This is a genomic window from Ponticaulis koreensis DSM 19734, assembly GCF_000420665.1.
Lineage (GTDB): Bacteria > Pseudomonadota > Alphaproteobacteria > Caulobacterales > Hyphomonadaceae > Ponticaulis > Ponticaulis koreensis.
Map to the genome: position 1 here is coordinate 1 of NZ_ATVJ01000003.1, position 13,802 is coordinate 13,802.

The window sequence follows — 13,802 nt, forward strand, 5'->3', positions numbered from 1 at the left end:
TCTGCGGATGATGTTACAACGGCCTTCGAGTATGATGACCTTGGGCGGGTTGCGAAACAGATCGACGCTGAGCAGGGCGAGACCGAATACGTTTATGATACGCGTGGCAATGTAATCCGGACGCAGGATGCGAATGGTGGTTTGAGCTTCCTGTATTATGATCGGCTGGACCGCGTTGAGCTGAGCGTGGATGCAGAAGGGTATGCGACCTCGTTTGAGTATGATGCGAACGGCAATGTTCTGAGCCAGACACGATACGCCACCCAGCTGACAGGCAGTTATGATGAAGTGAACCGTCCGGTGCCGGGTTCGTCTGCGGATGATGTTACAACGGCTTTTAAGTTCGATAAACTTAACCGACTGATTGAGACACAGTCTCAGGCCAGAACAGTTTTCACAGATGCAACAGATGTGTCAGGTGAAGCGGATGTCGTGCGTGTCGATTATACTGTTTACGACGCTGTGGGTAATGTTCTGGAGCGAGGGACCCGAGTAGATTCTGAAGTCCTTACCAGATCGTTGTATTACTATGATGCACGTAGCATGCTTACGGATCAGGTGTCAGCGAGCGGAACATGGACTGAGCATAAATATGATGCAGAGGGGAATGTCCTTCAGACTACAGTCCATGGTCGACTTCTGAATTCTGCGTATAGCATTTTGAATACAGCGCGCCCCAGTGCACCGCCATCAGTTTCCGATCTGGTCGAGCCTCCCGCAGGAACGCTTGAGGATCCCGATCGCGTAACGCAGTTTGAATATGATAAGGTAGGCCAACTTGTTTCGTCACGACTTCTCAACGTGATGTTTGGTCATGGGAGAGATGTGAATGGCAATTATGATTTCTTCACGTCTGCCGTAAATGACTCGCTTGTCACTAGCTACGAATACGATGCTCTTGGCAATGTTGTGAAAACGATCGATCCAAATGGTGGTGAGATCCATGCTTGGTATGATGATCTTGGGCGTAAAACACACCAACTGGATGGTGAAAAGTATCTGACGCGATGGGAGTATGACGCCTACGGCAATGTCACCTTGGAGACCAGGTATGCGAAAGCTGTAACGGATATGGTTACGGCGGCTGCACCACCTGCATCTCCGTCTGCGCATGCTGATATCGCCGACAGAGTAACCGAATATGACTATGATAAGCGCGGCAACAGACTGACAGAAACCCGAAAAAGCGTTGAAGTTTTTGGCAGTTCAGGAAGTAGCACGACAACGGATGCCACTGTAACCTTTGAGTATAATGCGAGTGGGCAGGTCACCAAAAAGACGGAAGCAACCGGCGAGTTTTTTGAGTACAGCTATAATTCCAACGGCTGGCTGATTGAAGAAAAGCGACCTGTTCTGAATTCCGAGCACACCATTCATGGCAGTGTGGTCACGCCAACTATACAGTATGAGTATGATAGCTTTGGAAATCTGAAAAAGACAACTGAGTTGGGTATTTCCCAGGATGGAATTCCAGACCGTGTTGCGCAGAATACGTATGATTCTGGTGGAAGTCTCGTTCAGTCCACGAATGCGTTGGGATATACAAAAGACTACAAATACGATGTCTTCGGTCGTGTGATCCGTGAAGAATATGATCGGACACTATCAGACGGAACAACGCGCCGTGAAGCGGTCTGGTACGCTTATGACGTAGAAGGACGTGTCGTTTCGCAAGGTGTCGCCGAGTTACGCGACAATATATGGAACCAGAGTCGATCGTCTGATGGTGCTGACACCAGTTTTGAGGCCGCAGACGATCTGGCCGCGACGCAGACAACATATAACGCGTTCGGAGATGTGCGATCCATTTCCATTGAAGGCTCTACAGTCTCTGAAAATTATTATGATGCTGCTGGTCGTGTGTGGCGAACAACCAGCGGCGACGGCGTACTGAAGTTTTTCATGTACGACGCTAATGGCAACCAGACGCTCGCTGTAACAAGCGATGGCGACAACTTTTCAACTATCGAAAATGTTTCCGATGTTTCCACCATCTGGGGAGCCGACACGTCGCGGATTGGTAATATCTATTCAGAGGGTCGCAATGCGACAATTACGCTTTATGATAGTGTGGGCAATGCGGTTGAAGTACAGGAACCTGAGCGTGAGCTGAGTGAAGGTGGAGCGCGTACTCGTCTGATCACGCAACGTGGTTTTAATGCTTTTGGTGAAGTTATCTGGGAAATGGATGCCCGTAATTACGCCAGATGGGCGGGTGTCGGCGCGAATGATGATTACCGCGTAGATTACGCCCATAACACTGCCGGCAGGGTAACCAGCATCTCTACTCCTGCTGTGTCCGTCTGGGAGGCGGATGGCACAGAGACGGCAAATCAGCGCCTCATAACCCTGCAGTATTATGACGCATCTGGCCGTCTGGTCGCAACACGTGACGCGAACGGCTCGCTTACTGAAAGAATCTTGCTGGAGGGTACAGGTTATCAGCCGGGCAGTGAGCAAGTTGTTTCTGTAGCATATCCCGACCAGGGCAATACCAAAACCCTGTATGATGTATTCGGGAATATGCGTGTGTCGTCTGATCAGCTTGAAAGGGAGACGGTATACACGGTTGACGCTGCGGGGCAGGTCATCACTACAGAATATGAAGATCCTGACGGTGCCGGCAGTCAGCTCGCGCTGTTCGTGCACTATGAATATGACGAGCTGGGCCAAAAAATTTCTGAATGGAATAACCAGCTTGGCGCAGGCAAGAAGCAAACAACAGATTATGACGCGCTGGGGCGTGTGACCCGCGAGGTCGCGTTTGGCGGCGATGTGACAGAGTATGAGTATCAGTGGCTCGGGGCAGCGACCTCTTCCATGGGGGGAACAGGGCGCTGGAAAGAGGTGACAATCCGTGAAAATGGCCGGATGTCATCGGTAGAGAAGGACGTTTATGACAGGGTAATGGTCAGCTCTGACCTGGATGGGCGAAACACAAGCTATCTCTACGATAACGCAGGCCGACTGAAGTTTACCAATGGTCCTGCAGAGGCAGATATCTGGCACAGTTATCTGAATACAGGGCTGCTGGCTGAAACCATTCGCAATGATGAACCGGATGCCTACGGTCTGCGCGGCACGTTCGGCTATGACGAAGGCGGCCAGATCATCTCTGAACATCTTCAGGCGGGAAGCTATAACAGCAGTACAGGCGTGTTCACGGCGAATGCCTATACTCTGAAAGACCAGACTGCACACTATGATGCGCTGGGTCGTCTGGATAGCTGGACTGAGGGGGGGGGCTCGACCCGGTCTGTGGCAGACACTTACGCAAACTCTAACGGTGTCGTGCCGTTTGATCACGCAATTCCCGCAGCGTCGCTGACTTATAGATATGATGCAAACGGCAACATTCGCAACACATTTGCCATATACAGAAATATTGATGAAGACGGGAATGTGACGAACATTAGTACACAGGATAACTGGTATCTGTTCGATGCAATGAACCGGGTCACGCTGAGTGAAGGCATTCTGGAAAATGGTGAGATTAAGTTCAGTGTAGAGCAAGGAGCGTCAGTATTATACGACGCAGCTGGCAACCGGCTGCAGACGGAAACCCTAAGTATTGACGAGATTTGGGAAGGCACTTCGTCAGGGGGGGGGATAGGCGGTCAGCCTGGCACTTTGGAACAGCAGCCAATAATTCGCCGTGAAACCTTCGAATATGACGCGGCAAACCGGCTTGCGGCTGTTCGCCTGAATAAACGCTTTGCCAATTATGATGCCAATGCGGGTGGTTATGTGTACGAAGAGCCTTCCGGGCCGGGAACAATTCGTGCCACATTTGATTATGACACACTTGGCCGTCAAAAGCGCCAGATTGATTATCTACAGGACGGCACCACGGTCGCTTATGATGCTTCCACGGCTTATAACGATGATGGGACGGTCCATAGCATCACCACCGAGACCCGGCGCGGCAATGATATTTATCGCGCCGTAACAACGAATGACTATGGCACCGGGACGGACTATTCCCTTGGTGCGGTGAATATCTCCACTAGTATCAACTATAAGAATAATAATGATGGCGATGCGAAGGATACGCGCACCTATAACGAATATCAGTGGCATAGTGGACCAACACAGTCGAAAACCGTGTTCGATGACGATTATCGCGTTAATCAGGCGCAGGACCAGCAAACCGTTGCGGCTGTTATGGCCAATCCGTCGCTTGTGAACTCAGATGTGGATTTTACACATTTTCAGCTGAGTAAAACGGGTCAGATCCTCCATGCTCATACCGATGATGGCCGCGACCGGACGGTGTATTTCACCAATGACCTGACCGGTCAGGTTCTGCACAAATATGAGGTGAACGGGTATACAGATGTTGGCGACCCGACCTCAATTCTCTACCGGTTTTCCGGTAAGGAAATGGGCAGCATCACCAATAATGGCACAGGCGACAGCCGCGCGACCTATAGTAAATCTATTGATGATCGCACGGTTACATCCGGCTCTGGTCCGTTCTATAACGGCAGCGATGATGAGAGCAGCGAAGCGGACTTTGCCGTTGGTCCGCAGGCTGTAACCTCCTATTTCCAGGGCTCTGGCGCGGGCAGTTATACCGTTCAGAACAATGGGGAGAGCCTGTCTTCCATTGCGGCACAGCTCTGGGGCGACAGCTCGCTCTGGTATAAGCTGGCCGGGGTGAATGGTCTTGGCGGGGATGTCCAGCTCGCCGCCGGGCAGACGCTGCGCATCCCGACAGGTGTTCTGCGCAACACGCATAACGCCTCCACCTTCCAGCCTTATGACCCGGCAGACGCAATTGGAGACCTTTCCCCGACTGCGCCAAATCCGAAGCCGAAAAACGGCAATAACTGCGGCGTCGCCGGTCAGATTATTCTGGCAACCATCGCGATAGTCGTTGCGACCATTGTCTCTGGCGGTATCGCAGGGCTTGCTGGCGGAAGCGGCTTCTGGGGCGGCGTCACATCATTGGTGCAAGGCGGATCTCTTTCGTCCATTGCGGGCGGTGGCCTGAGCGGGTTTGCCGCAGGTGCTGCTGGCGGCGCGGCTGGCTCCATCGTGTCGCAGGGCGTTGGTGTTGCCACAGGCATACAGGAGAAATTCTCCTGGAATGAGGTCGGGCTTGCCGCGCTGTCGGGCGGTCTTTCGGGCAGTGGGAGTGAGCTGGGTGTAGGGGGCACTTCGAGGCTGTCGAATGCGGCCCGCGCTTCGGTGCACAGCGTTCTGGTTCAGGGCATTGGTGTCGCCACCGGTATGCAGCGAAAATTCAGCTGGGCGGGTGTCGCGGCTGCGGGCGTCGGATCATACGCGGCTGAATTTGCGGCAGAACATTTGCCCGGAGCCGCGACTCAGGACCGGGTCGCGCATTGGGGTAACAGGCTTGCGTCGAACACCGCTGGCGCAATCGCGAATGCTGCGACCAGAACAGCAATCGAAGGCGGCAGCTTTGAACGTAATCTCCGCGCTGCTATTCCGGATGTTATTGGCCAGGCGTTGGGCAATTTTCTGACCGAATCCCTTCCATATTCCGAAATAATTGAAACTCTCAGAAGAAGTTCTGATGACCCTGTTATTAATGTCGATAACCCGCCTAGCTTACAGGAGATTTTGGCAGACCGGGGATATGAAGTCGTTCCGGCTGGGATGGTTCTGGAAGACTCTCCGTTGCGGACACTTGGGCCTAACTACGACTTTCCGGCGACGTCTGGAAAAACTGCCTTTGGAGGATTAGTTTTCTCGACAGATGCGAATGGAAGATTAGTGGAGATCGTAGGGGTTGAGGATGTTCCTCAAGGGAGAAATACTGGGCCGGTTCCAGGTGAAGACGACGTTTCAAATTGGCGAAAGGTGGATCAGTTTGGTGCCGGGCTTGGGGCCGGGATAGGCCAGGGCGCCATTGATGCCCTATATGGAGTTGGTGGCGCCATTAACTCTTTATTTTGGTTAATGTCGGGTGGGCCGCTTTACCGTGAGAACCATTTCCTTACATCGGAAGCCGATCAGTTCGTGGGGGGAATGGATGCGACCTATGATGCGATAGGTGATTACTGGGAACTGGGAAATGACACGGATTTTGTCAATGCCACTCTGACGATCGCCGCCGGACCTGCAACGGAAGCTTGGGGTGATGGCGATTATTATGGATCTGGGTATGCCGCCGCAGGGGTTGTAACTACAGCAGCGGAATTGATTGTAACTAGACGGCTCTCCTCACCAATTTCCTCTCCGCAATGGCAAAGAATAGGCAGGTTGAATTCCGCCTTTGATAACGATGTGTTCTTCACCTCATCGCGATATAGTGAATATATATTCGATGACGGGGTTAACCAAATCATTTTGAAACAAGATGATTTACAATTCCATGTGATCTCTGGCGATCTTGCAACTATCGGTTTTTCCGATGAAAGCCTCTCTTTTGTGGCAATTTCCAACGATCCTTTGAGAATTGTAGGCGAATTTGTACCAGAACAGTGGACGTTTAGAGGTGGGAGGTACGGGCGGCTTGGCACCGGTTTGGGTATTGAACGAAATCATTTTCCTCCCGATAGTTTAGGACTTTTCACGCAATACAGTGGACCATCGGTTCAAATGTGGGCAGTCGATCATCGATTGACCTCTAGCTGGGGACGTAGTTTGGAAGCTGTTGAATACAGAAGCAGGTTAAGCAATATGATAGGCGAAGGTCGAGTTCGCGATGCGGTGGCCACTGAGATAAGGGATATGCGGCGAGTGTCATTAATTCAATATGGTACGCCGCGCGTTTATAATCAGGGAATTCGTGAAGCGTTGGATTATTTCTACGGTACTGGTAAGTTGGCGAAATAATTTTTTGAGAGCAGGTGATAAAATGAAAATTGTCCCATTTGTCTCGGTTGGCGAAATTTGTTTCGGTGACTCTTTGGAACAAGTAGAAGCAGCACTGGGCAGACCAAATTCTTCCATTTCTAGGGGTAATTCTACTAAAAACTGGTATGGAAAGGTTGAGGTAACCTTCAAAGACAATATTGTGGTGGATATTGGAGTCGCATATCCGCAAAAAGTGACTTTGGAGGGGGTGGATATTTTTAATGATCCGTTAGGGTGGAAGAAAATTTGTAAGTTGGACGGCGAACCCAAATCAAATTATGGCATCGTCGTGCTGCCTAAGTACGGAGTTTCATTTTCAGGAATCCATGACGGTAATGACTCGCAAAGATCGGTGGGCGCCTTTGTGAAAGGTTTATGGGACGAGATTTTACCATCCATGCAGCCTTTTGAAGATTACAAATAATTTTTATTAGCAATCCGATGCGTTGCATCGGGTAGGGCGGGCTGAGGGGCGAAGTGCGCCAGTAAACCAAGCCGCAATCCGCAGCCTTATCGGATATGAGAACCCCCTCCACCTCCCCCTTTCTAAGGGGGAGAGCCTGTCGGTGCTCGTTGCGTTTCCACACAATCTCTCAGCAGAAATCCCGCCCGAAGCGAAGTGACGAGCCGGGACCCAGACAAAACACTTACGGGGCCCCGGACCGCCGTGCGGCGTTCGGGGTTACCGGTATCGGGGAGAGTTTCCGTCACCTTGTCGGCCCCCTTTTGTTCGGCCTGACCTATCGGCTGCGTCTCCCCGGTGCGTGTCACCGGGGACCATCTCCCACAGTCTCAGCGCGCAAACTTCAGGAGTTGGGTCCCATGAACACGTCATGGGACGCCGCCCATAGACTGGAAGCGTCCGTTTTCATTGTCATCCCGTGCGCAGTGCAGCGCGTAGCGATGCTCTGCAGACACGGGACCTGATCGCGGGAAACGGCATGTTTCGGGTCCCGGATCAGCAATGCATCATTGTCATGCTGCACAGCATCCGGGATGACACGAGGTCGTGCTTCGCTCATTCCTGCGCATGCAGGGATCTGGTTTGACATGGCTGGTCCGGTTTCCCGCCTTCGCGGGAAAGAGCGAAAACCTATCAAAACGACAGATCCCCGCGCCGGCGGGTATCGCGCGTTGCGCTCAACACCGCCCTACATTTTCTTATCCCACGCCACCGAACATCACCCTAAACTTGAGGGATGAACCCCGCGCCATCATCTGCCGCTGACTACACATCGCTGACCATTGGTCAGTTGATCGGGCTGAGCCTTGCGCGGCTTTATGCCTGGTGCGTGCGGCTTCAGGCGTCTGGCGAAACACGCGCGCCGCGTGATCTTGCTCAGATGGCGATCTCAACCGACGCTATGGTGCATTCTTATGTGCGCATGCTGGCCTCGAACCAGCTTGATCGCGCTGGTTTCACTTACGCAGCAAGTGCGATGCGTACGCCCATCTGGCAACGGGCGGATAGTCTTGTTTGCTCTCGTGAACCAGAGGTTCACATAGAGCCGGCTCAGGGCTGTCTTGTTGTCTCTCTTGAATCAAATGCTCACATAGAGCCGGCTCAACGCAGTGAGCTCATCTCAATGGCCGAGCTATCTGACCGGCTGCAGACCGCAATCAAAAACTTTGAACGCGCAGAAACACTGGCGAGCCATCTGGCTCGTGTGATCATCTGCGCGCTGGCTTATCTTGAGCCTGCAGAACGCGCTTCCCGTTCGTTCGGTGAGACAGTAGAACCAGCATTCGCGCCTTGTCGTCACGTCGCGACACCGCAAGAGCCTTGGCCGCCGCCAGACCGTGCGGCGTCTATCCGTTCACTAGCTATCTGACTTCAATCTTCAAATCAAAACGTATGCGCGGCAGGGAATCCCTTGCGGCGATACAGGTGCATCAAGGGCGAAGCCGGATGCACCAGAGACACTCACTCAATAATCTGAAGCATGCTGCCACGCCTTGCCTTGTATTATTCGGTGTCATTTTTCTGGTGCATTCGCTGCGCTTAATGCACCCTACGCGTCACAAAGTGACGCATACCAGGTCGCGCGGGGTATTTCTTATTTCAGGGAAGAAATGGCGGACTGGGGAGGCTTAACGCTTCCCAAAGAAAACAGAGAACTAGGCGGGCTAACCCTGCAAAAACTGGTTCAACGAAATCAAAGCAGTATGTGACGGGGTGGCTAACCTCTGAACATGAAAGCGCCGCTCCCGTTGCAGCGGGAAACGGCGCACGTGCAATCCACAAAGCAGAGCAAAAAGCACCCTCTCTCTATACCCTGATGAGGCAGGCGCAATCAATCGCCAACGAAATGCCGGTGACTGATCTCTCTATCGAACTGATGGACGCGCTTCACGTCATCATTGAGATACTGGACGAACTTGAAGGCGATCCGGATTTCGAATGCAACGGTGATCGCGAACACGATCCGGCTGAACTCGGTGAACTCGATGAACATGGCTTTCAAAACGAAAAGCCGTGGGATCGTTTCTGTAAGGTGTTCGGTGGCATTTATCGGGGGCGCTCGCATGTCTGAAGCTCTCACGATGCAATTCATCGAGAATACGACTGGTATGCAAGTCGGGGCGCATGATGTTTCTTGCCCCCTCTGTGGACCTGATCGGAAATCGGCTCACAACCGAGTGCGGCGCGTCCTGCGCGTATTCGTCAAGCCTGACGGTTTCGCGTCCTATACGTGCGCTCGGTGCGGCGCTGACGGTTTTTTCCTACCTGATGGAAAGCGAGAAGTCCGAAAGCCTCACAGCTCGCCTTCTATGTCGGTGGTGAAACCTAATCACGATGCCAAGCAGCGTAAGAAAGCAAGATTTCTTTGGTCGCGATCCGTGCCACCCGAAGAGACCGTAAAACGGTATCTACGTTCTCGAGGATATCGAGGCGAGATTCCACTAACAGCTCGCTTTCTACCGGCGCGCTATGGTCATCACCCGGCAATGATTACCGCTTTCGGAATGGCAGAAGAAGTTGAATGCGGGCGTTATGAAATCTCGGCTGAAAATGTTCAGGGCGTTCACCTGACACTATTGAAACCTGACGGTAGCGCAAAAGCTGGCACTGACCGGGACAAGATCATGGTCGGGCCTTCTAAGGGCTTTCCGATCATGTTTGTCCCGCCAAACGATGCCCTTGGGTTGATTATATCTGAGGGCATTGAAAACGGGCTTTCTGCGCAAGAGGCAACGGGGTTGGGGCTTTGGGTGGCAGGATCGGCGGGGCGGCTTGGCTCACTTGCAGCTGCTGTTCCCTCATTCGTGGAATGCGTGACGATCGTTGCTGATGATGACGGGTCGGGCCGCAAAGGTGCGCGATCGCTTGCCTATGCATTGGCAGAGCGAGACATTGAAGTGCTCTGCACGGTGTCTCTTGATGAAGAGGAGGCCGCCGCATGACGCTCGACGTAAACGACATTCATCGAGAATTTGGAATTGATGCGGTGCGCGACGTTATGGATGGGGCTGGACCGGTCCGGCCTCGCGAGGTTGAACGTCCTGTAAAGGCGTCTCCTTTCATCGTCATCGATCCGTCAAGTCTACCAGCTCGACAGTGCCTTTATGGGCGGAATATCTTTCGCAAGTATCTTCACGTCACAGTCGCGCCTGGGGGCGTCGGCAAGTCCAATCTGGCGATTGCAGAAAGCCTCGCAATGGTCGCTTGTCGAAACCTGCTAGGGCAATGGGTGAAAGAGCCTCTGAACGTTTGGTATTTCAATCTTGAAGATCCACTCGATGAAATCCAACGGCGCTTTGCGGCGGCAATCCAACACTACGGGCTGAAACAGGAAGACCTGAAGGGCAAGCTCTACATCGATAGCGGGCGCGATCAGCGGCTTGTGATGGCTTCCATCGAAAAGAACCGGCCTTTGATCAATGAGGCCACGTCGAAAGCCGTACTTGCAGAGATGCAGGAAAAGAAAATTGACGTTGTAATCATTGACCCTTTTATCAGCTCTCACGCGGTCAACGAAAACGACAACGTTGGAATTGATATGGTCGCGAAGGAATGGGCTCGCATTGCCGACAAGGCTAATGCAGCGGTTCATCTGATACACCATACCCGCAAGGCTTCAGGCGATGCGGAAGTGAACGCCGAAAGTTCACGAGGTGGCAAGGCACTCACGGATGCAGCTCGCGACGTTCGGACAATTAACCGAATGACTGAGGAACAAGGCGCGGAAGCTGGTGTAGACAATCACCGGCGCTTTTTCCGCGTTATCTCTGACAAATGCAATCTTGCACCACCTGCTGAACGCTCTGACTGGTACTGTCTGGAAAGCGAGACGCTTGCGAACGGCGACAGTGTAGGCGTGGTGGTGCCGTGGTCCTGGCCTAACCAATTCGACGAACTGACACCCGAACTTGTGCGAGATGTTCAGAAGGCTCTGGCAGGCCAGAACAAGCGGTCAAATGTGCAGGCGAGTGATTGGGCCGGTTACGCTATTGCAGAGGTGTTTGGGTTCGATGCCGACGATAAAGCACACAAGGCGAAGATTAAGAAATGGATCGCGCATTGGCTCAAGATTGGAGTGTTGATCGAAACAAAAATCACCGATGAAAAGGGCAAGTCTCGCCCCGTTCTGGACCGGGGAGAATGGCAAGATGTGTGATGTTCTCCACGTTGAAATCAGAAGTGCGGCAAGGTGCGGAAGTGGGGGCGTCTCCACCTTCAAATCCATAGTGCGACAAGGTGCGGAAGTGCGGTGTGAAACCGTACCGCCCCACCACCTCCACCCTGTAAGGGGTGGGGTGGTGCGGGTGGGTAGGTCACAGCACAAATCAGAGTGGGGAAATCATGAAGTATTCTAACACCTTTCCCGTGGTGCGGGCTCACCGTGGTCAACTGTTCATCGACTTCATGTGTGATGACGGCTTGGGCAAGATACCGGTGGCTAGCATAGCACTGACCAATCACGCGGCGGTCGGATTGCAACAGTTGCTCTATCGAGGGCTAGCTGACCTTCAGGCAGAAACCTGTGCTGCAATCCGTTCGTTGGATGCGAAAGACTTCGCTGAAGCACGAGACGACGAGGCGGGCGAATAATGGTCCCAATGCCCGCGTTTCTGTCTAGGGGCGAAACCGTCACCCCACCTTTCGTCGTTTCTCTCTCGAAAATTGGGAGGGTGCTGCGATGAAAGACAGCACGAAACTCATATCGTTCCTCGAAACTCTGAAGATTCCAGAAGGGCCAAAAGCGGGCAAGCTTTTGAAGTTGGCACCTTTCCAAAAGCAATTCATTCGCGGTGCCTTCGACAAGGGCGTTAACATCGCTTGTTTGTCCATTGGTCGGGGGAACGCAAAAACGGCGCTATCGGCTGGTGTGGCATTGGCTGAACTGGTTGGCGTTTTGAATGATCAGCCTCGCCGGGAAATCATCATTGCCGCTCGCACACGTGATCAGGCGGCGATCTGCTACCAATTCGTCATTGGTTTCGTTCGCAGTCTCGAGGATGACAACGAGAAATCCAAGTTCACGATCCGCAAATCTCCACGTCTCGAAATCGAATATGACGATGGGGAAAGCTGGCACATCATCCGGTGTATTGCTGCGGATGGTAAAACGGCACTCGGCACGGCTCCGACGCTCGTTATCATGGATGAACGCGGTCACTGGATGCTTGAACAAGGTGACGCTCTGGAAGCGGCGTTGATCTCTGGCTTGCACAAACGCGGCGGGCGGGCGCTCATTATTTCGACTTCTGCCCCTGACGATACACACCCGTTTTCACGCTGGCTCGATGAACCGCAAGAGGGCGTCTATGTTCAGGAACATCGCCCGGCGGCTGGAATACCGGCAGATGATCCGACAAGCCTTGAGGAGGCGAATCCCGGCGCGAAATATGGAATTGGTGCAAACCTGAAAACACTGGAAAAGGAAGTCAAGCGGGCAATCGCTCGCGGCGGTTCTGCCCTGACCTCCTTTCGTCTCTACAATCGAAACGAGCGCGTTTCAGACGAGAACCGGGACGTGGTTCTGACCGTCGATGAATGGCTTGCCTGCGAGGCTTCAGAGCCACCGGCGCGACAAGGCCAAGTCGTGATCGGAATTGATTTAGGCGGCTCGGCTTCCATGTCTGCTGCGGCGTTCTACTGGCCTGAAACGGGCCGTCTCGAATGTGTCGGCACCTTCCCGTCGAATCCTGGTCTGCTGGATCGCGGGCAACGCGACGGCGTTGGGGATCGCTATGTGGAGATGAACCGACGCGGGGAACTTGCAACGCTTGGTGATCAGACAGTGCCGATTGCAGCATGGCTCGGCCACACAATAACTCTCGTTGAAGGTGAGACGGTTGCGGCGATCATTGCCGACAGGTTCAAGCAAGCTGAACTTGGCGAGGCTATACAGGCGGTGGGCATTCGTTCACCGGTGATCTGGCGCGGTACAGGCTGGCGCGATGGCAATGAAGACGTGGAACGTTTTCAGCGGGCCGCTTATGACGGGCAGGTCATTTCGACGCCTTCGCTTCTGCTTCGATCTGCCTTTGCTGATGCGGTAGTGCTTCGCGATCCTGCGAACAATGCCAAACTTGCAAAAGGCCGTTCACGAGGCCGGATTGATCCGGTTCAAGCCTCAGTGATCGCAGTTGCTGAAGGCGCCCGCATTATGGCGCGACCTCTTCACCAAGGGGGGCGCATGGCATGGGGATGAAATCTTTCAAACGGTATTCCCGGCACATCACACGCGGGCCGCGCTGGAAGGCGCTCCGGGTGCAGGCGCTTCAACGCGACGGCTGGAAATGCGTTTGTTGCGCTGAAAAAATCGGGCTCGAAATCGATCACATTAAACCAGTGCGGGATCGGCCAGACCTCGCATGGTCACTCGAAAATTTACAGACTTTGTGCGGGCAATGCCACGCAAAGAAAACCAGAATTGAAACCGGCTACAAGCCGCTTTCTCCAAAACGCCAGCAATGGCGAACCCTGCTTCGGGAGAAGCAGTTGCCCTCAGAAGGAAACTTTTAAA

Annotated in this window: 10 protein-coding genes; 9 read left to right on the forward strand and 1 reads right to left on the reverse strand. The window is 53.2% G+C overall.

Annotation, left to right across the window (positions count from 1 at the left end; all coding sequences use genetic code 11):
- Together G523_RS19510 and G523_RS0114835 are read left to right on the forward strand one after the other, a co-directional pair.
- Positions 1-6,807 (forward strand): LysM peptidoglycan-binding domain-containing protein (locus tag G523_RS19510; RefSeq protein ID WP_033233393.1); only part of this gene is annotated, 6,807 nt, incomplete at its 5' end.
- Between the two features lie 22 nt (positions 6,808-6,829).
- Positions 6,830-7,252 carry a hypothetical protein gene (locus G523_RS0114835; protein WP_022695855.1) on the forward strand — a complete coding sequence of 141 codons (423 nt, stop codon included), beginning with the start codon at positions 6,830-6,832 and terminating at the stop codon, positions 7,250-7,252.
- A 382-nt stretch (positions 7,253-7,634) separates the two neighbouring features.
- Here G523_RS0114835 and G523_RS20965 read toward each other — a convergent pair whose 3' ends face one another.
- The gene (locus G523_RS20965) at positions 7,635-7,880 is read right to left on the reverse strand and encodes a hypothetical protein (protein ID WP_022695856.1); all 246 of its coding nucleotides are present in this window, start codon (positions 7,878-7,880) and stop codon (positions 7,635-7,637) included.
- A 147-nt stretch (positions 7,881-8,027) separates the two neighbouring features.
- On the opposite strand from G523_RS20965, the gene G523_RS0114845 reads away from it, so the two are divergent.
- The 7 genes from G523_RS0114845 to G523_RS0114880 all read left to right on the forward strand — a co-directional run bounded on the left by G523_RS0114845 (position 8,028) and on the right by G523_RS0114880 (position 13,801).
- Positions 8,028-8,660, forward strand: coding sequence for a hypothetical protein (locus G523_RS0114845; protein ID WP_022695857.1), 633 nt, complete (start codon positions 8,028-8,030; stop codon positions 8,658-8,660).
- 336 nt (positions 8,661-8,996) lie between these two features.
- On the forward strand, positions 8,997-9,362 hold the full coding sequence (locus tag G523_RS20970; RefSeq protein ID WP_022695858.1) for a hypothetical protein: 366 nt from the start codon (positions 8,997-8,999) through the stop codon (positions 9,360-9,362).
- Between the two features lie 238 nt (positions 9,363-9,600).
- On the forward strand, positions 9,601-10,233 hold the full coding sequence (locus G523_RS21115) for a DUF7146 domain-containing protein (protein ID WP_456107079.1): 633 nt from the start codon (positions 9,601-9,603) through the stop codon (positions 10,231-10,233).
- Positions 10,230-11,447 carry an AAA family ATPase gene (locus tag G523_RS19515; protein WP_022695861.1) on the forward strand — a complete coding sequence of 406 codons (1,218 nt, stop codon included), beginning with the start codon at positions 10,230-10,232 and terminating at the stop codon, positions 11,445-11,447. Before G523_RS21115 ends, G523_RS19515 begins: the two co-directional genes overlap by 4 nt.
- 185 nt (positions 11,448-11,632) lie before the next feature.
- Positions 11,633-11,881, forward strand: coding sequence for a hypothetical protein (locus tag G523_RS0114870; RefSeq protein ID WP_022695862.1), 249 nt, complete (start codon positions 11,633-11,635; stop codon positions 11,879-11,881).
- A gap of 88 nt (positions 11,882-11,969) precedes the next feature.
- Positions 11,970-13,487 (forward strand): terminase large subunit domain-containing protein, encoded by a 1,518-nt coding sequence (locus G523_RS0114875; protein WP_022695863.1) that lies wholly within the window; start codon positions 11,970-11,972, stop codon positions 13,485-13,487.
- Positions 13,484-13,801 (forward strand): HNH endonuclease, encoded by a 318-nt coding sequence (locus G523_RS0114880; protein WP_233347316.1) that lies wholly within the window; start codon positions 13,484-13,486, stop codon positions 13,799-13,801. Before G523_RS0114875 ends, G523_RS0114880 begins: the two co-directional genes overlap by 4 nt.
- Position 13,802: the final 1 nt, after the last annotated feature.

Bases quoted from the DNA above. Each gene is read 5' to 3' on its own strand.
- G523_RS0114835 (WP_022695855.1), top strand. From the start codon at position 6,830: ATGAAAATTGTCCCATTTGTCTCGGTTGGCGAAATTTGTTTCGGTGAC.
- G523_RS20965 (WP_022695856.1), bottom strand. From the start codon at position 7,880: ATGTCAAACCAGATCCCTGCATGCGCAGGAATGAGCGAAGCACGACCT.
- G523_RS0114845 (WP_022695857.1), top strand. From the start codon at position 8,028: ATGAACCCCGCGCCATCATCTGCCGCTGACTACACATCGCTGACCATT.
- G523_RS21115 (WP_456107079.1), top strand. From the start codon at position 9,601: ATGTCGGTGGTGAAACCTAATCACGATGCCAAGCAGCGTAAGAAAGCA.
- G523_RS19515 (WP_022695861.1), top strand. From the start codon at position 10,230: ATGACGCTCGACGTAAACGACATTCATCGAGAATTTGGAATTGATGCG.
- G523_RS0114870 (WP_022695862.1), top strand. From the start codon at position 11,633: ATGAAGTATTCTAACACCTTTCCCGTGGTGCGGGCTCACCGTGGTCAA.
- G523_RS0114875 (WP_022695863.1), top strand. From the start codon at position 11,970: ATGAAAGACAGCACGAAACTCATATCGTTCCTCGAAACTCTGAAGATT.
- G523_RS0114880 (WP_233347316.1), top strand. From the start codon at position 13,484: ATGAAATCTTTCAAACGGTATTCCCGGCACATCACACGCGGGCCGCGC.